This is a genomic window from Streptomyces spectabilis (assembly GCF_008704795.1).
Taxonomy (GTDB): domain Bacteria; phylum Actinomycetota; class Actinomycetes; order Streptomycetales; family Streptomycetaceae; genus Streptomyces; species Streptomyces spectabilis.
In genome coordinates, this window is record NZ_CP023690.1 from 7,915,964 (window position 1) to 7,934,030 (window position 18,067).

At 75.5% G+C, this 18,067-nt stretch carries 11 protein-coding genes; 5 read left to right on the plus strand and 6 right to left on the minus strand.

From position 1 onward, the window contains the following. Positions 1-28: 28 nt before the first annotated feature. From CP982_RS34425 to CP982_RS34450, 6 genes are read right to left on the minus strand one after another with little or no spacing between them, the layout of a single operon-like run. On the minus strand, positions 29-7,798 hold the full coding sequence (locus CP982_RS34425; protein ID WP_150514036.1) for a type I polyketide synthase: 7,770 nt from the start codon (positions 7,796-7,798) through the stop codon (positions 29-31). 22 nt (positions 7,799-7,820) lie between these two features. Beyond that, on the minus strand, positions 7,821-9,521 hold the full coding sequence (locus CP982_RS34430) for an amino acid adenylation domain-containing protein (protein ID WP_150514037.1): 1,701 nt from the start codon (positions 9,519-9,521) through the stop codon (positions 7,821-7,823). A 5-nt stretch (positions 9,522-9,526) separates the two neighbouring features. Next, complete coding sequence (locus CP982_RS34435; RefSeq protein ID WP_150514038.1) at positions 9,527-11,329, minus strand: aminotransferase class I/II-fold pyridoxal phosphate-dependent enzyme; 1,803 nt, start codon at positions 11,327-11,329, stop codon at positions 9,527-9,529. Further along, positions 11,326-11,598, minus strand: a complete 273-nt coding sequence (locus CP982_RS34440) for an acyl carrier protein (protein ID WP_150514039.1) — start codon at positions 11,596-11,598, stop codon at positions 11,326-11,328. Before CP982_RS34440 ends, CP982_RS34435 begins: the two co-directional genes overlap by 4 nt. Before the next feature lie 7 nt (positions 11,599-11,605). Further along, complete coding sequence (locus CP982_RS34445; protein ID WP_150514040.1) at positions 11,606-11,872, minus strand: acyl carrier protein; 267 nt, start codon at positions 11,870-11,872, stop codon at positions 11,606-11,608. 52 nt (positions 11,873-11,924) lie between these two features. Next, the gene (locus CP982_RS34450) at positions 11,925-12,956 is read right to left on the minus strand and encodes a beta-ketoacyl-ACP synthase III (protein ID WP_150514041.1); all 1,032 of its coding nucleotides are present in this window, start codon (positions 12,954-12,956) and stop codon (positions 11,925-11,927) included. Positions 12,957-13,407: 451 nt separating this feature from the next. On the opposite strand from CP982_RS34450, the gene CP982_RS34455 reads away from it, so the two are divergent. The 5 genes from CP982_RS34455 (at position 13,408) to CP982_RS34475 (ending at position 18,028) form a co-directional block, all read left to right on the plus strand. Then, complete coding sequence (locus CP982_RS34455; protein WP_184925581.1) at positions 13,408-14,616, plus strand: beta-ketoacyl-[acyl-carrier-protein] synthase family protein; 1,209 nt, start codon at positions 13,408-13,410, stop codon at positions 14,614-14,616. A 67-nt stretch (positions 14,617-14,683) separates the two neighbouring features. After that, a complete protein-coding gene (locus tag CP982_RS34460; RefSeq protein WP_150514042.1) occupies positions 14,684-15,091 on the plus strand; it encodes a DUF6041 domain-containing protein in 408 nt (135 codons plus the stop codon). Positions 15,092-15,100: 9 nt separating this feature from the next. Continuing rightward, a complete protein-coding gene (locus tag CP982_RS34465; protein WP_150514043.1) occupies positions 15,101-16,009 on the plus strand; it encodes a DUF6206 family protein in 909 nt (302 codons plus the stop codon). 4 nt (positions 16,010-16,013) lie between these two features. Then, entirely contained in the window at positions 16,014-16,775 is a 762-nt protein-coding gene (locus tag CP982_RS34470) for a 4'-phosphopantetheinyl transferase family protein (protein WP_150514044.1), read from the plus strand. A 14-nt stretch (positions 16,776-16,789) separates the two neighbouring features. Beyond that, entirely contained in the window at positions 16,790-18,028 is a 1,239-nt protein-coding gene (locus CP982_RS34475) for a nitroreductase family protein (protein ID WP_150514045.1), read from the plus strand. Positions 18,029-18,067 lie beyond the last annotated feature (39 nt).

An 18,067-nucleotide genomic window follows, 5' to 3' on the forward strand; every position in this document is an offset into this window, starting at 1 on the left:
TCTCGCAGTGCGGCGGCCGGAGCGGCCCTCAGCGCTTGACGTGGGCGCGGCCCTCGGGCGAGTCGAGCCAGGCGAGCGTGAGCCGCACGCCCTCCTCGAAGCCCACCTCGCTCTTGAAGCCGAACTCGTCGCGGGCGCGGTCGACGGCGTACGACTGGTCGCGGTCGAACAGGTGCACCGCGTGCCGGGTGAGCACCGGGCGTGACTTCAGGCGCAGCGCCCCGTACACCCCCTCCGAGAGCGCCGCGACGCCCCGCGCCACCGGGGCGGGCAGGCTCAGGGCGGGCGGCTTGACGCCGAGGCCGCGGGCGAGCGCCTCGATGTAGGCGCGCCACGTCGTGCGCTCGGGATCGCGCAGGTTGTACGTCCGTCCCGCGGCGGCCTCGGCGGCGCAGGCGGCGATCATCGCGTCGGCGGCGTTGCCCACGTACAGCAGGCCCGCGGGGACGTCGCCGCCGCGGATGTAGACCATCTGGCGGCTCAGGAGCAGCGTCGCGATCTCGACGACGAAGTCCTTGCTGCGCGGCCCGTACACGCTGACCGGCCGCACCACCGTCAGGGGCAGCAGGGCGCGCGCCGCGGCCTCGCGCACCGCCTGCTCGCCGAGGAGCTTGCTGCGGTTGTACGGCAGGCCGATGTCGCGCGGCGGTGTGCTCTCGTCACCGGGCCGGACCGGGTAGCCGTACACGTCGGTGGTGCTGACGTGCAGGAACCGCTCGACGGTGCCCGCGTGCGCGGCCGCCTCGACGAGGTTGCGGCTGCCGTCGACGTTGACCTCCTTGAACCGGGCCCAGGGACCCCAGTCCGCCGACAGGCCCGTGCAGTTGTAGACGTGCCGGACCCCGGCGGCCGCCCGGCGCAGGCTCTCCGGGTCCGTGAGGTCGCCGGTGGCCACCTCGACGGCGTCGGGGTGCAGATCCGCGAGGCCGGAGCGGTCGCTGCCCTCGCGGACCAGCGCCCGGACCCGGTGGCCGCGCTCGACGAGGCGGCGCGTGAGGTGCCCGCCGATGAATCCGCCGGCCCCGGCCACGAGCACGTCGGGGGGTGCGGCCGGGCTCGGCGCCGCCGTGCCTCCGGCGGCGGGGGACACCGACGCGGAGGCCGGTTCCGACGACGCCTCCGATGCCGCTCCCGCGCCGGTGACGGAGGTCTCGGGGGTGTGCTGCTGCTCTGCCATGGCTCGTCCCAACAGGTCGAGGGCGCGGTCGAGTTCGTCCCGGGTGTGGTCGGCGTTGATGAAGAAGCGCAGGCGGCACTCGTCGCGTGGGACGGCCGGGTGGCCGATCGGCATGACGTTCACGCCCAGGCGGAGCAGCGCGTTGGAGAGCGCCATGGTCCGCTCCCAGCCGCCGATGACGACCGGCACCACCGCCGACGCCCGCGACACGCCGATGTCGAGGCCGCGGGCGCGCGCCGAGTCCCGGAAGTGCTCGGCGAGGCCCCGCAGCCGGGCCACGCGCTCCGGCTCGGCCCGGATGACCCGGATCGCCTCCAGGGCGGCGGCCGTGCCGGCGGGCGAGATGCCGGTGCTGAAGATGTGCAGCGGGGCCGTGAACTTCAGGTACTCCACGAGCGGTCGCCGCGCCGCCACATAGCCGCCGAGGCTGCCGATCGCCTTGCTGAGGGTGCCCATCCACAGGTCGACGTCGGCGCGGTCCACGCCGAAGTACTCGCCGATGCCCCGTCCGGTGCGGCCGAGCACGCCGATCGAGTGGGCCTCGTCGACCATGAGCAGGGCCCCGTGCCGCCGCTTGACGTCGATGAACTTCGGCAGGTCCGGCAGGTCGCCGTCCTGGCTGTAGGCGCCCTCGACGAGCACCAGGGCGCGCCGGGCCCGGTCGCGCGACGCGGTGAGCAGGCGGTCGAGGGCGCGCCAGTCGTTGTGCGGGAAGGGCCTGCGCCGCGCGCCGGACAGGACGCTGCCGCGCACCGCGCTGTCGTGGATCCACTCGTCGTGCAGGATCAGGTCGTCGGGGCCGAGGAGGTGCCCGATCGTCGCGACGTTCGTGGCGTGCCCGCCCGCGAACACGATGGCCGCCTCGGTGCCGAGGAACGAGGCGATCTCGGCGTCGAGCGCGTGGTGCAGCGGGGTCTCGCCGAACAGCAGTGGCGTCGCCGAGCACGAGGTGCCGTAGCGGTCGACGGCGGCCTTCGCGGCCGCGCGGACCCGTGGGTGCTGCGACAGGGCGAGGTAGTTGAAGGAGGCGAAGTTCAGGACGGACACGCCGTTCACGCGCGCCGACGCGCCGTTGAATCCCTCGTGCGTACGACCGTACGGGTTCGCCCCGTCGGCGGTGGCCTGCCGCAGCCTGCCCTGCAGCTCGGCGTACTCGGGCCACTCCTCGAAGACGCGCTCCTGCCGGACGGGGGCGGCCGCGTCGGCGGGGGGCGCGGCCGGGACCGGTCCTGTGGCGTCTGTCGCGCTGCCTCCCGTGCCGGCTCCCGCGCCGTCGAGCAGGTCCACCAGCTGCCCGACGGTCGGGTCGTCGGGCAGCCGCTCGCGGTTGCCGTTGAGCCGGTCGGGGAACCGCCGCCCGAGCGCGCGCTCCAGCTCCTGCCGCATCAGCGAGTCGAAGCCGAGGTCCATGCCGAGCCGCGCGTCGCCCGGGATCTGCCGGGCGTCGTACCCGCAGACGCGAGCCACGTGGGCGACGACCTCGTGCCGGGTGGAGGCGGGGCCGTGCACGGGCACGGGGACGGGCGCCGCCTCGGGCGCGGTCGCCCGCGCCGCGGGCTCGGGCCGGGCCCCCTCGTGCGCCGCCTCGGTCCGGGGCGGTGTGAACCAATACGTCTCCCGCTCCAGGACCGCGTGCGGCACCGGCACCCGGGGCCCGCAGCGGCCCTCGTCGAGTGCCGCCCAGTCCACCGCGCCGCCCGCGCAGTGCAGCCGTCCGAGGGACTGGAGCAGGGTCTCCCAGTCGCCGGCGCCCGTCGCCGCGCCGGAGGCGGGGCGGCGCAGCGACGGGAGCCACAGCGCGGGCCGCCCGGTGTCCGCGGGAGCCGCGGGCGCCGTGGCGCGGGCCAGGCCGAGCAGCGTCGGATGCGGGCCGACCTCCACGAAGGCGGTGCAGCCGAGGCGGCGCAGGGCCGCGCAGCCGTCGGCGAAGCGCACGGTGCCCAGGAGGTGGTCCACCAGGGCGTCGGCGTCGACGCGCCCGGCCGGTTCGCCGGTGGCGTCCGACACCCAGGGGATGACCGGCTCGGCGAACCGCACCGCCCGCGCGGCCGCCCGCAGCGGCTCGGCGGCGCCCGCCATCAGCGGCGAGTGGAAGGCGTGCGACACGGCGAGCGGCCTGACCGTGACCGACCGCTCGCGCAGCGCGGCGCCCGCCCGCTCGATCTGCGCGCGCTCGCCGGACAGGACGAGGTGGGTGGGGGAGTTGACGGCGGCCACCGACACGGCGTCCAGTCCTTCGGCCACCGCCCGCACGGTGTCCGCGTCCCCGACGCAGGCGATCATCGCGCCGTCCCCCGGCTGCTCGGCCATGAGACGGCCGCGCACCGCGGCGAGGGTGAGGGCGTCGTCGAAGGAGAGCGCGCCGGACACGTACGCGGCGGCGTAGGCGCCGACGCTGTGCCCGAGGACGGCGGCGGGCCGCACCCCGAGCGACATCCACAGCTCGGCGAGCGCCACCTCCAGGGCCACCAGGGCGGGTTGGCAGCGGCGGGTGGACCGCAGCCGCCCGGCCGCGTCCTCGGCCGCGTCCCCAGCCGTGTCCCCTGCGATGTCCCCTGCGGTGTCGAAAAGCAACTCCTGTAGCGGAAGGCCCAGTTCGGGTCGCAGCACGCGGTCCGCCCGGTCGATGGCGCGGGCGAACGGGGCGTGCGTGTCGTACAGGCCCGCTCCCATGCCCGGGTACTGCGTGCCCTGCCCGGTGAACAGGAACGCGACCTTGGGCGCCGGGCCGTGCGGGGCCGTCCCGCGCACCACGCCCCGGGCCGCGTCGCCGCGCGCGAGCGCGTCCAGACCGGAGTCGAGGGCCGCGGCGGAGCCGCCGACGACGACCGCGCGGTGGGCGAGCCGCGCGCGGCCGGTGTTCGCCGCCCGGCACAGGTCGCCCACGGGCGTGTCGGGATGGGCGGCGAGATGGGTGCGCCACGCCTGGGCCAGCGTCGTCAGCGCGGTCGGCGTGTGCCCGGACAGGCACAGGGCGTGCACCGGCCGGGCGGGCGCCTCCTGGGCGGCGGCGGGAGCGGGCTCGGGCGGCGACTCCAGGACCACGTGCGCGTTCGCGCCGCCGAACCCGAAGGAGCTGACCGCGGCCCGCACCGGGCCCCGGGCCGCCAGCGGCGTCCGGCGCGTCGGCACGTCGAGTCCCGCGCCCTCCCAGTCCAGTCGCCGGTTCGGCGTCCGCAGGTGCAGCGTCGGCGGCACCTCGCGGTCGCGCACCACGAGCGCCGCCTTGATCAGGCCCGCGATGCCCGCGGCCGCTTCCAGGTGCCCGATGTTGGTCTTCACCGAGCCGACCAGGCAGCGCGCGCCGTCCGGGCGGCCCATGCCGTACGCGCCCGCCAGGCCCTCCCACTCCACGGGGTCGCCGAGCGGGGTGCCGGTGCCGTGCGCCTCGACGTAGTCGACCTCCTTGCCGCTCAGCCCGGCGCGTCCCAGGGCCTGTTCGATCACCGTGCGCTGCGCCGCTCCCCGGGGCGCGGTCAGGCCGTTGCCGCGCCCGCCGTGCCCGGTTGCCGAGCCCTTGATCACCGCGTGCACCCGGTCGCCGTCGGCGAGCGCGGCGGACAGCGGCTTGAGCAGCACCAGGCCCGCGCCCTCACCGCGCACGTAGCCGCCCGCCGCGTCGTCGAAGGTGCGGCAGCGCCCGTCGTCGGCGAGCATGCCGCCGTCCGCGAACGCCACCGAGAGGCCGGGCGTGAGCATCAGGTTCACCCCGCCCGCGAGCGCCAGGGAGCACTCGCCCCGGCGCAGGCTGTCGCACGCCAGGTGCACCGCCGTCAGGGACGACGAGCACGCGGTGTCCAGGGCGAGGCTCGGGCCGCGCAGATCGAGGACGTACGACAGGCGGTTGGCGGCGACGGAGTGCGCGTTGCCGGTGGCGCCGTGCACGTCGACGGTGTCCAGCCGGCCCATCTGGAGCTCGCTGTAGTCGTGGCTGCTGATGCCCGCGAACACGCCGGTGGCGCTGCCCGCGAGCGACGTCGGGTCGATTCCCGCGTCCTCCAGGGTCTGCCAGGCCACTTCGAGCAGGAGCCGCTGCTGCGGGTCCATGCGGACCGTTTCGCGCACCGACAGGCCGAAGAAGCGGGCGTCGAAGTCCGCCACGCCGTCCAGGAACCCGCCGAAGTCCGGCGCGGCGACCCGCTCGGCGTCCCAGCGCCCCGGCGGCACCTCGGTGATCGCGTCCCGGCCGTCGCGCAGCAGCCGGGCGAAGCTGTCCGGGTCCGGCGCGCCGGGGAGGCGGCAGCCGATGCCGACGACGGCGACGGGCTCGGGCGCGTCCCGGTCCTCGGGCGCCGCGCCGTCGGCCGGGGCCGTGCCCCGCGTGGTCGCCAGGTGCGCCGCGATCGCGCGGATCGTCGGGTGGTCGAAGACGACGGACGCGGGGATCTCGCGGCCGGTGCGCGCGCCGAGCTCGGTGAGGACGGCCACGGCCTGCTTGGAGTCCAGACCCAGCGAGGCGAGGGGCTTCGTGGGGTCCACGGCGGTGGCGGCGAGACCGAGGCGCTCCGCGACCCGCGCGGTCAGCCACGCCTCGACCGCGTCGGACGCCCAGGCCCCGCCCGGCGGCCCGGCGGGCGCGAGCAACTCGACGAGCGTGCCGACCCGGGGCCGCGCCAGCAGCTCCCCCACGGGTAGCACGGTGTCGTACCGCTCTTCCAAAGTCCGTACGATATCGAGCAGTTGGGGATAGTCGAGCCCCACCTCGGCGAACTCGCGCTCCGTGTCGGTGACGTGGTCGGGGAAGGTCTCGATGATGTGCTGGGCCGTCTGCTGCCCGCGGGTCCGTCGTGGCTGGTCGCGCAGTTCCCCGCGCCCCTTCGGGCGCGTATCGCGAGCCACACTGGCGGCGACGACCTTCAGGCCGAGCCCGAGGAAGTCCCGTCGGCACGCCTGCCGCTGGATCTTCCCGCTGGTGGTCTTGGGCACGGTCGACCGCTTGAGGAGCAGCACCGCGTGCGGCGCGACCTCGTGCTCCTCGGCGATCGCGGTGCGCAGCCGGGCGAGCAGCTCCGGCGCGTTCCCGGCGCGCCTGCCGTCGATCTCGTACGCGACCACGAGCTGTTCGGCGCCGTCGACCTCCACGGCGAACGCGGCGCCGCAGCCCGCGCGGATCGCCGGGTCGGCCCGCTCCACGGTGAGTTCGACGTCGTGCGGGTAGTGGTTGCGGCCCTGCACGATGACCACGTCCTTGGTGCGGCCGACCACGTGCAGCTGCCCGGCGCGCGTGAAGCCGAGGTCGCCGGTGCGCAGATACGGCGTGTCGCCCCCGTCCGCGAGGCGCGCCCGGAACGTCTCCTCGGTCGCCTCCGGGCGCCGCCAGTAGCCCCGCGCCACGCTGCCGCCCGCGATCCAGACCTCGCCGACGGTGCCGTCGGCGGTGATCCGGCGGCGCGTCGCCGCGTCCACGACCGCCACGTCCAGCCCTTCGACCGCGGGGCCGCACCCGACGACCCGGGTGACGCGGCCGCCGTCCGCGGGGGCCGCGGTGCCCGCGCCGAGCGCCGCCGCGTCGAACGCGCCGATGACGGGCGGCTCCTGGGCGCGTACGCCGGTCACCATCAAGGTGGCCTCGGCAAGGCCGTAGCAGGGCAGCAGCGCGGCGCGGCGGAACCCGCACGGCGCGAACCGCTCGGCGAAGCCGTCGAGGGTGTCGGCGCGCACCGGCTCCGCGCCGTTCAGGGCCAGGCGCCAGTGGCTCAGATCGAGCCCGGCGCGCTCCTCGTCGGTGATCCGGCGGACGCACGCCTCGAAGCCGAAGTTGGGCGCGACGCTGGTGGAGGCCCGCGTGTCGGAGAGCGTCCGCAGCCAGAGGAGCGGCTTGCGCACGAAGGACATCGGCGCCATCAGATGCGCGGGGAAACCGCCGTACAGCGGCGAAAGGATGCCGCCGATCAGACCCATGTCGTGGTACGGCGGCAGCCACGACACCATCGCGGAGTGCTCGTCGTGCTCCAGCCTGCGGTGGATGGCGCCGAGGTTGTGCAGCAGATTGCCGTGGCCGACCATGACGCCCTTGGGCGCGGACGTCGACCCGGAGGTGTACTGGAGGAAGGCCAGCGAGTCGCCGTCGAGGTCGGGCTCGCGCCAGTCGTCGGCGCCCGGCGCGCCGCCCGCGTCCGGGGGCGCCCCGGGCCCGCCCGTGGTCAGCCAGCGGAGCCCGCCGAGCCCAAGGGCGGCGAGCTCGTCCTTGCGCTCGTCCGCGAGGCGCGCCAGGTCGTCCGTGGTGAGGGCGTGCGTCGCCCGCGCGTCCCGCGCGATGGCGGCGAGCCGCGCCGTGGTCTGGCCGAAGCGGCGCGTGTCCGGGGGATAGGCGGGCACGGCGAAGGACCCCGCGTACAGACAGCCGAGGAACCCCGCGATGTAGCCGAGTCCGGGCGGGTGGAGCAGGAGCACCGGCGCGCCGGTGAGGCCCTCGGCCTGGAGCAGCGCCGCGACGCGCCGTGCGCGCAGGTCGAGTTCGCGGTACGTCCACGCCGTCGCGGCGGCGTCGGCGCCCTCGACGAAGCGGTAGGCGACGGCGTCCGGCCGGTGCGCGGCGTGCTCGCGCACCAGGGCCACCAGGTGCCGCGGGGCCCGCGACGCGCCGCCGCGCCGGGGGATCTCGGTCGGGCCATGGGTCATGTACGTCTCCGTCGGTCGCCGGTCAGGTGCCGGGCTCGGCCCGCCGGGCGCGGGCGGGCGCGGGCGTGGCGCCGCCCAGGCGGTGGTAGTCGGTCTTGCCGTTGGCGTTGTGCGGCAGTTCGTCGAGGCAGGTGGCGGTGCGCGGCAGCATGTAGCGGGGCAGGTGCTGGGCGCAGTGCCGCTTCAGCTCGATCAGGCCCGGCCGCGGGGTGCGGCCGCTGAGCGTGAAGTACAGGGCGATCACGGGCTCCCCGTCGCGGGCCTCGGCGACGACGGCGGCCTGTGCCACACCGGGGTGGCGCAGCACCGCGGCCTCGATCTCGCCCAGTTCCACGCGGTAGCCGGCGAGTTTGACCATGCGGTCCTTGCGGCCGCGGTAGACGAGGCTCGTACCGTCGTGGCTCACCAGGTCGCCGGTGGCGTGGCGGCCCTGCCGGTGCCCCGCGGCCGCGGGCTCGGACTCGCGGCGCCAGTAGCCGGGGGTCACGCAGTCGCCCTCGACGACGAGTTCGCCGCAGGCGCCCTGCCCGGTCACCACGCGGCCCGCGGCGTCCACGACGGACACCCGGGCGCCGGGCAGCGGGGTGCCGATCGGCACGGGCTCCTGCCGGGCCAGGTCCTCGGGGCGCACGCGGTGGTAGGTGCAGACGTTCGTCTCCGTCGGCCCGTACAGGTTGTAGAGCACCGCCGTGTCGGGCAGCAGCGCGGCGAGCGCCCGCAGGTGGGGGATGGGGAACACCTCGCCCGCGAACAGGACGTACCGCAGGCCCCGCACGGTCTCGGGCGTGAGCGCCCCCGACACCGTGAGCAGGTGCAGGACCGACGGCACCGAGTACCACACGGTGACGCCGTGCTCGCGGATGCCCGCCGCGAGCGCGCCCACGTCACGGGCCTGCTCGTCCGGCACGATCCACACGGCCGCGCCCACGGACAGGGCCGTGAACAGGTCGAACGTGGACAGGTCGAAGTTGAACGAGGCGTGGCCCGCGAAGACATCCCCGGCGCCGACGGCCAGCTCCTCGCGGGCCCAGCGGATGAAGGCCGCGAGGTTCCGGTAGCTGATCCGCACCCCCTTGGGCGTGCCGGTCGAGCCGGAGGTGTAGAGGATCGCGGCGAGGTCGTCGCGCTCCAGGGGCGGGAGGAGCACGACGTGCCCGGCGGCGGAGGAGGTGAAGTCGGCCCAGCTGTGCGGTGGCGCCCCCAAGGCATCCCGCGGGCCGTCCCGCGGGCCGTCCGCCGCGGCCTCCTCGGCCTCCTCCTGCTCGTCGGCGAGCACGATCACCCGGAGCGAGGACGGGAGCTGACGGCCGCTCAGGGCGGCCAGGCGGCGGCGGTCCGTGAACAGCGCCACCGGCTCCGCGTCCGCGAGGATCGTCTCCACGCGGGCCACCGGCTGCCCGCCGTCGAGCGGCACGTACGCGCAGCCCGCGTGCAGCGCGCCGAGGATCGCCTCCGCGTAGCGCGGCTGCTTGTCCAGCCAGATCGCCACCCGGTCGCCGACCGCCGCGCCGACGCCGAGCAGACCCGAGGCGACGGCCGCGACGTGCGCCGCGAACGCGCCGTACGTCCGCGGCCGGGGGCCCACGAAGGCGGGCCGCGCGGTCTGTTCGGCGTCCAGCGGCCACGGCTTGCGGATCAGGGCGACGTCGGACAGCGCGGCGCGGGTGGCGGACCCGTCCCGCGGGGCATCGGCGGTGTGCGCGGCCCTGGTCCCGGTCGTCATCGCGCTCACCCCGCCGACGGCAGCACGCCGACCTCGCGGGCGGCCTCGACGAAGACGCCCGCCGCGGTCCTGAGGTCCTCGCGCGTGTGCTCGCAGGTGACGCTGATCCGCAGCCGCGCGTCGCCGAGCGGCACGCCGGGGAACACCACCGTCTGGCAGAACAGGCCGCGCGCCCGCACGGCGCGGCCCATCTCCATCGCCTTGCGCTCGTCGCCGATGACCAGCGGCAGGATCGCGCTCTCGGTGTTCTCCAGGTCGAAGCCCGCGTCGACGAGCAGGCGGCGCAGGAAGCGGATGTTGGACCACAGCAGGCCCACGCGCTGCGGCTCGGCCTCGATGACGTCGAGCGAGGCGATGAGCCCGGCCGCGACGCCCGCGGGGATGTTGGCGGCGAACACATACGAATGGGAGTAGAACCTCAGGTACTCGATGACCTCGGGCTCGCCGACGACGAAGCCGCCCATGCCCGCGAGGGCCTTGCTCATCGTGCCGAGTTCCAGGTCGACCTCGCCCTTGAGGCCGAAGTGCTCGGCGGTGCCGGTGCCGCGCTCGCCGAGCACGCCCGTCGCGTGCGCGTCGTCGACCAGCACGCGGGCGCCGTACTCCTTGCCGAGCCGCACGATCTGCGGCAGGTCGCAGATGTCGCCGTGCATGCTGAACACGCCGTCGGCGACGATCAGCGCGCCGCCCGAGCGGTCGTCGCGGCGCTTGAGGATGCGCTCCAGGTCCGCCATGTCGTTGTGCTGGTAGATCTTGCGGACGCCGCCGGAGAGCCGGGCGCCGTCGACGATGCTCATGTGGTTGAGCTTGTCGACGACCAGCGTGTCGTAGCTCTTCACGAGCGCCGAGATGGCGCCGAGGTTCGCGGCGTACCCGCCGGGATAGACGATGCACTCCGGGCGGCCCTTGAACGCGGCGAGGCGCCGCTCCAGCTCCTTGTGGAGCATGTTCGTGCCGCCGATGAAGCGCGAGCCGGTGTGGGTCGCGCCGAAGGTGCGGGTGGCGTCGCACACCGCCTCGATGACCTTCGGATGGTTGGCGAGCCCCAGGTAGTTGTTGGAGGCGAACATCAGGAACTCGCGCTTCTGGCCGGTCAGTTCGTCCAGGATGAGCGCCCGGCTGCCGCAGCGGGAGTGCAGCGGCATGCCGTACCAGTAGAGGTGTTCGGCCTCGCGGCCGCGCAGATAGGAGCGGAAGCCGCGGGCCTTGGCGAACAGGTCGGGGTCGCGCTTCTCCACGAAGTCCTTCATGGAGCGGCCGTCCCAGTCGGCGCCGTGTTCCGTGACCGCCGCGGCGCTGTCGAGGAAGGGGCGCAGCTCGGCGATCAGGGCGCGCAGCGAGGGCGCGGTGACCGTGCCCGCCAGCCCGTCGGGAAGGCCGAGGGCGCGGGCGCTGTCCGCGACGACGGACACGAGCACCACCGAGTCGATGCCCAGCTCGCCCTCGAAGTCGGCGTCCAGGGGCAGCTGTTCACGGGCGTACTGGGTGTGGCGCATGGCGGCGCCGACGACGGCCTCGGTGAGCGGGTCGCCGGTGGCGGCGGCTTCGGCGGCGGGCGCCGGTGCGGGGGCCGCGGCGCCCGCGAGCGCCTCCTCGACGGCGTCGACCAGCTCCCGGATGGTCGCGAGCCCGGCGGGCAGCTCCGCGCCGAGGGCGAAGCGCTCCCGGACCGTCGCGAGGATCGACTCGAAGATGACGGAGTCGATGCCGAGTTCGGCCTCGAAGTGGCTCTCGGGCGACAGGTACGACTCGTCGTACAGCGTGCGCGAGGCCACGATGTCCACGATCTGCCGGTGCACACTGGTCATCGCACGGCCTCTCCTTCGGGCCTGCCCGCGGCCCGCAGCCGGTCGACGAGCGCGGCGATCGAGTCGACGGTCCGGAAGTTCGCCGGGGAGATCTCCCGCAGCGGCACGGTGATGCGGAAGTCGGTCTGCAGGTAGTGCACGAGGTCGAAGATCCCGGCCGAGTCGATGATGTTCAGCTCGGCGATGGGGAGGTGGGCGTCGAGCCCCTCGGCATCGCCGTCGAGCCAGACGTCGGCGATGTAGTTGATGATCGACTGCTGGGTGCTCATGGCCGTCCTAGGCTCGCTCTGCGGTGGTCGCCGTCGCCGCGGGGGCGCTCTCGCGCGCGATCAGCTCCGCGACCGCCGTGATCGTGTCGCCCGGCGTCGCCGCGTCCTCCGCGATGTCGACCTTGAACTCGGACTGGATCACCAGGAGCAGTTCGACCAGGAACAGCGAGTCCATGTCGAGGTCCTCGAACCTGGTGTCGGGACCGATCTCCGAGCGGTCCACCTCGAAACGGTCGACCAGGAGGTCGACAAGCCTGTCGTACATCGCGCTCATGCGGTTCTCCCTTGTGTTCCCGTGCCCGGCCCGTGCGTGCGCGGCCGGGCCGTCAGGCGCGGTCGAGCCGCGGCCAGGTCAGTACCGTCGATCCCCAGGTGAGCCCGCCGCCGAAGGCGGTGAGCAGCACGCGCCCGCCCGCCGTCAGGACGCCGTCCGCGTGCGCCTGGTCGAGGGCGAGCGGAATGGAGGCGGCGGCCGTGTTGCCCACCTCGGCGATGTTGCTGAAGCAGCGCTCCCGGGGGATGCCGACCTCGTCGGCCACGTGGTTGGTGATGCGCAGGTTGGCCTGGTGGCCGACCAGGTGGTCCACGTCGTCGGGGCGCAGTCCCGCCCGGTCGAGCACGGCGCGCGCCGACGCGGACATCCGCCGCACCGCGTGCCGGAACACCTCCTTGCCGTCCATCGCGAAGTAGCGGTCGCGGGGCGCCGCTTCCACCCCGGACAGACGCTGTCGCGAGCCGCCCGCGGGCACCGTGATCAGGTCCTCGCGGCCGCCGTCGCTGCCCAGGTCGAAGGGGCCGAGCGCGCCCGGCTCCGCGGCCTCGCCCGCCCGCAGGACCACCGCGCCCGCGCCGTCCCCGAAGATGACGGCCGTGGACCGGTCGTCGGGGTCGAGCAGCGTGGAGAACGTCTCCGCGCCGATCACCAGGACGCGCTCCGCGGCGCCCGCCGCGATCAGACCCGCCGCCGCCGCGAGGGCGTACACGAACCCCGTGCAGACCGCGGAGACGTCGAAGGCGGCGGCCCCGGTCAGACCGAGCCGCGCCGCCACGACCGGCGCCGTCGCCGGACACGGCCGGTCCGGCGTGGTGGTGGCGAGCAGGACGGCGTCCGCGTCGGGGGTGCCCGACGACTTGAGGGCCTCGGCGCCCGCGCCGACCGCCAGATCCGACGTGGCCGTGCCGGGCGGGGCGAAGTAGCGCTGCCGGATGCCCGTGCGCGAGCGGATCCACGCGTCCGAGCTGTCGAGGCGCTGGGCCAGCTCGTCGTTCGTGACGGCGGTCGGCGGCAGACAGCCGCCGACTCCGGCGAGGACCGCGGCCCGGTGCGGCGGCGGGTGGCTCGGTGGCGGTGCGGTCACGCGTGCTCCTCGGTCTCGACTGGTCCGCCCGGCCGGCGCGCCGCATCCGGTACGCCGACGGCAGGACGCTGAAGCTGACGTCGAGTCTCGCGGTGCGGGCTGACAGGACGCGGTCACGCATGCTGACGGGGCGCTGACCGCTCGCTGATCGCGTCCGCCCGGGCCGTCCCGCCGGGGCCGGGTGCCCGCGCGGTCAGCCATCCGTCAGCGCCGCACGCGGTGCCCGGTCAGGCACGGCCCGCAGACTCGACCCCAAGCGACCGAGAGGTGGGGCGCATCCGATGTGCACGACGTACGCAGGACCGGCCTTCCGGGACGACGACGGGGTGGAGGGGTGACGGCCGCCGCGCCCGGGGGCGGCGGTCCCCTACCGGCCGGGCCCGCGCGCCCGCTCCCCGAGCGCCCCACCCCGGGCCTCGCCACCGGCGCCGCGGCCCCCGAGGGCGACGCCGTGGCGGTGACCGGGGTGGGGCTCGTCACCGCCGCGGGGATCGGGGCGGCGGCCACCTGGGCGGGAGTGTGCGGGGGCCGGTCCGCGGCGGCGAGCGACCCGGGGCTGGCGGGCCTTCCCGTCGACATCTCCTGCACCGTGCCCGGGTTCTCGCCCCGGCGCCACGTGGGCAGGCGCAGCGTGCTGACGCAGGACCGGTTCAGCCAGCTGTCCGTCGCGGCGGCGCGCGAGGCCGTCGCGGACAGCGGACTCGACCCGGCCACCTGGGACGGCGCCCGCGTGGGCGTCGTCGTCGGCTGCGGCCTCGGCGGCGTCGCCACCTGGGAGGCCCAGCACCGGCGCCTGCTCGACGACGGGCCCAAGGCCGTCTCGGCGCTGCTCGTCCCCATGCTCGTACCGAACATGGTGGCCGGGCACCTGGCGATGGACCTGGGGGCCACCGGACCCAACCTCGTCACCGCGACCGCCTGCGCCTCCGGTGCCACCGCCATCGGCACCGCGCTCCAGCTGCTGCGCGACGGCAGTTGCGACGTGGTGGTCGCCGGGGGCGGCGAGGCCGGGGTGACCCCGCTGATGGTGACGGGCTTCGCGCAGATGGGAGCCCTCTCCCGGCGCGTCGGCGAACCCGCCGCCGCGTCCCGGCCGTTCGACCGGGACCGGGACGGCTTCGTCATCGGCGAGGGCAGCGGCATGCTCGTCCTGGAGCGCGCCGCCGACGCCCGCGCGCGCGGCGCCGCCGTCCGGGCCCGCGTGGCCGGGTACGGAGCGTCCGCCGACGCCCACCACCTGACGGCCCCCGACCCGCAGGGCACCGGCGTCCTGCTCGCCCTGCGCACCGCCCTGGCGCGCGCGGGCGTCATGCCCGACGAGGTCGACCACGTCAACGCGCACGGCACGTCGACGCCCCTGAACGACGCCGCCGAGGCCGCCGCGGTGCGCAAGTTCCTCGGCCCGGGCCCGGCCGTCACCTCCGCCAAGGGCGTCCTCGGCCACACCCTCGGCGCGGCCGGGGCCATCGAGGCCGCGCTCACCGTCCTCGCCGTGCAGCACGGCACCGTGCCGCCGACCGCCAACCTCACGCACCAGGACCCCGACATCGACCTCGACGTCGTGACCGGGGCCCCGCGCGAGCGCCCCCTCGAAGTCGCCGTCAGCAACTCCTTCGGCTTCGGGGGCCAGAACGCGGTCCTGGTGGTGACGGCCGCATGAATCCATCGCCGCGCGAGGGCCGGAAAGGGGCGGGCCGCCCGGCCCGGGGCGGAGGAGACTCGGAGGCGTGTCCGGCCGGAACCTGCTGCTCCAGCGCATCCTCGGCGTCCTCTACGCCCTGGCGGGGATCGCCAAGTTCTTCCCCCGGGTCGAGTCGGTCGAGGACCGCCTCGACGCCGCGGCCGAGGCCAACGAGGGACTCACCGTCATCGGCCCGCTCAGCGACCGCCTCGCCGCGCACCCGACCGCCGTCGCCACCCTGGTCGGGGTGGCGATGTTCACCGGCGGAGCCGTCCTCGTGGCGAACCGGAACCGGCGTCTGGTCATCGCGGCCCTGTGGGCCCAACTGGCCATGCTGGCCTGCTTCGTGGCGGTCCTGGTCACCAGCGTCCCGGCGATCCTCCTCTTCGACGCCGCCTTCGTCGCCGCGGGCCTGTGGCTCCTTCGGCTCCACACCCGCAGGACCCACGAGTGAGGGCACGCCATGACCTTCCGGCACCCCCCGGCCTTCCCGCTGCCGCACGCCGACCTCGAGGACCTGGAGCGGCGGGTGCGGCACGCCCTGCGCACCGCCGACGACAGCGCGCTCGACGTGCTCGGCTACGGCGAGATCACCCTCGTCCTCAGGCTGCGCACCGCCGCGGGCTCCTTCGCCTGCAAGCGCCTGCCCGCCTTCCCCGACCGGGACCGCTTCGAGAGCTACAGGGACGGCCTCGACGCGTATCTGCGCCGCCTCGCCGAGCGCGGGCTCACCGTCGCGCCCACCGAGGTGTGGCACACCTCCGGCCCCGGCGGGCGGATCACCGCGTACTGCGTCCAGCGCGAACTGCCGCCCGAGCGGCTGTGCTCCCGGCTGCTGCACACCGAGGACGAGGCCTGGGCGAAGAACTTCTTCGTCCGCTTCCTCGACCGTGTCGACGCCGCCGTCGGCCCCACCACCGGCCTCGACGCGCAGGCCGCCAACTGGATCGACGTCGACGGCGAGCTGACCTACCTGGACGTCACCACGCCCCTCATGCGCGACGCCCGGGGGCGCGAACAGCTCGACGTACGCCTCTTCTTCACCTCGCTGCCGTGGATCCTGCGCGACGTCGTGCGCCTGGCCATGGCCAAGTCGATCTTCGACAAGTTCTACGAGACCCGCGGGGTGCTCCTGGACTTCCTCGGCAACCTCCACAAGGAACGCCTGGGAGCGCTCGTCCCCGCCTTCCTGGAGGAGGCCAACGCCCGCCTGGCCAGGCCGCTCACCGCCGACGAGGTCGCCGCCTACTACCGCGACGACGCCCGCATGTGGGAGCTGATCCAGCGCCTTCGCGCCGCCGACCGGTTCTGGCACCGCAAGGTCAGGCGCCGGACGTACCCGTTCCTGCTGCCGCCGCCCGTGGACCGCTGACCCGATGGCCCTCCTCGCGCGCACCCCGGCGTCCGGCCTGGACGAGAGCGTGCGCCTGGACCCGGCGCGCCCCCTGCGCGTCGCGCACGCCCGGGGACCGCTGACCCTCGCCGTCGTCTCGATCGCCTGGGTGCGTGCGCGGGGCGACGCCGACCGCGCCGCGCTCCAGGCCCGGCACCTCAGCGACGAGGAGCGGGATCGCGCCGCCCGACTGGCCGTGCCCAAGCGGCGCGTGGAGTGGCTGGCGGGACGGCTCGCCGTCAAGCACGGTGTCACCGCCTATCTGCGGCGGCACAGCGGCCTGTGCGTGCGCACCCGCGACGTCCGCGTCGGCGCGGTGGCGGGCGGCATCCGCGCGGGCAAGCCCACCGTCGACGCGCCCGTGGAGGTGGGCCTGACCCACTCGGGCGGCCTGGCCGTCGCCGCCTGCGGGCCGCGCGCCGTCGGCGTCGACCTCGAACGCACCCGCCAAGTGCCGCGCCTGCTGGCGGAGTTGCTCACCACCGCGCAGCCGGACCGCCCGGCCGTCGACGCCATGCCGCTGTCCCTGCGCTGGGCGTGCAAGGAGGCCGTGCTCAAGCACTTCGGCTTCGGCCTGCGGGTCGACACGCGCGAGGTCGAGCTCACCGGGTGGCGCCCCGACGGCCGCTTCTCCTGGCGCGCGGGACCGGGCCTGCGGCGCCACGTCCCGGCCGTGGACACACTGCGCCTGGACAGCTGGGCGCGCGAAGTCGACGGCTACTGCCTGTCCCTCGTGTGGAGCTGAGGAGAGCGACCCCCATGACCGCTGACTGGACCCAAGCGCCCGGGACGGCCGCGCGCGCCGTACCCACGGACCCGGGCTTCGAGGCCGCCCTCGGCGCGGCCGTGCGCGTCGCCGCGCTCAGCCCCTCCTCCCACAACTGCCAGCCCTGGGGCGTGGCCTGGGCCCGCGGGGGCGGGGCCCGGGCCGCCGCCGCGCGGGCCGTGACGGGGGCGCCGGGCGGCGACCAGTACCTCGTCCTCGCCCTGGACCGCGAGCGGCGGCTGCGCGCGCTGCCCTCGCTCCACGGGGAGATGCTGGTCAGCTGTGGCGCGTACGGGCAACTGCTGCTGCGGGCGCTCGGCGCGCAGGGGTGGGCCGTGGACGGCCTCCGGTTCGCGCCCGGCGGCCTGGACGGGCCCCTGGAGGCGGGCTGGCCGTGGCCGGAGCCGGGCCCCGCCGACTGGCCCCGCACCTGGGCGCCCCTGTGCGTGGCCCGGCTGCGCCCCGCGCCCGGGGGCACGGCCGAGGACCTGCGCGCTCTGCGGGACACCGCGGAGGCCCGCCGCACCCACCGCGCCCCCTACCGCCCGCAGCCCGTCGCACCGGACGTCCTGGACCGCCTCGCGGCGCCGTCGGGCACCGCCGTCGCGCGGGACGCGGACGTCGGCGTGCGCCATCTGACGTCGGACGCCGACCGCGCCGCGCTCGCCGACTTCGTCGCCCGGCACGCGGGGCGGGACTTCAGCCACGGCCCCGCCTGGCGCGAGACGCACGCGTATCTGCGGTTCAGCGCCGCGGACGCCGCCGCGCACGGGGACGGCTTCACGCTCGCGGAGCTGTTCGGGCCGCTGTCCCGGCCGGGGGAGTGGGCGCGCAGGCTCGCGCTCGCGCCCACGACGATGCGCCTGCTGCGGCACGTCGGCTACCCCGGCCTGCTCGCCCGGCAGCTCGCGCGCATCGTGCGCCCCACGCCCGCCCTGACCGTCCTGAGCCTGACCGGTACGCCTACGCCGACGCTCGCGGACGGTGTCAAGGGCGGGGCACGACTGGCCGATTACTGGCTGGGCGCCACCGCGGAAGGACTGGTTCTGCATCCTCTCAGCGCCGTACTCCAGTACGACGACCTGCGGCACGCTCTGGAGGATCGGTTCCGCATTCCGGGACAGGCGATTTTCCTCAGCAGGCTGGGCCGCCCCGCCACGGATGCGGCGGGCGTATCGGGGTTCCCGCGCTCCCACCGCCGTCCCGCCCACGCGCCCCTGCGGACGATCTGAGTTTCGACCCGCGAGGTTTCGAGCCATTTTCATGCTTCT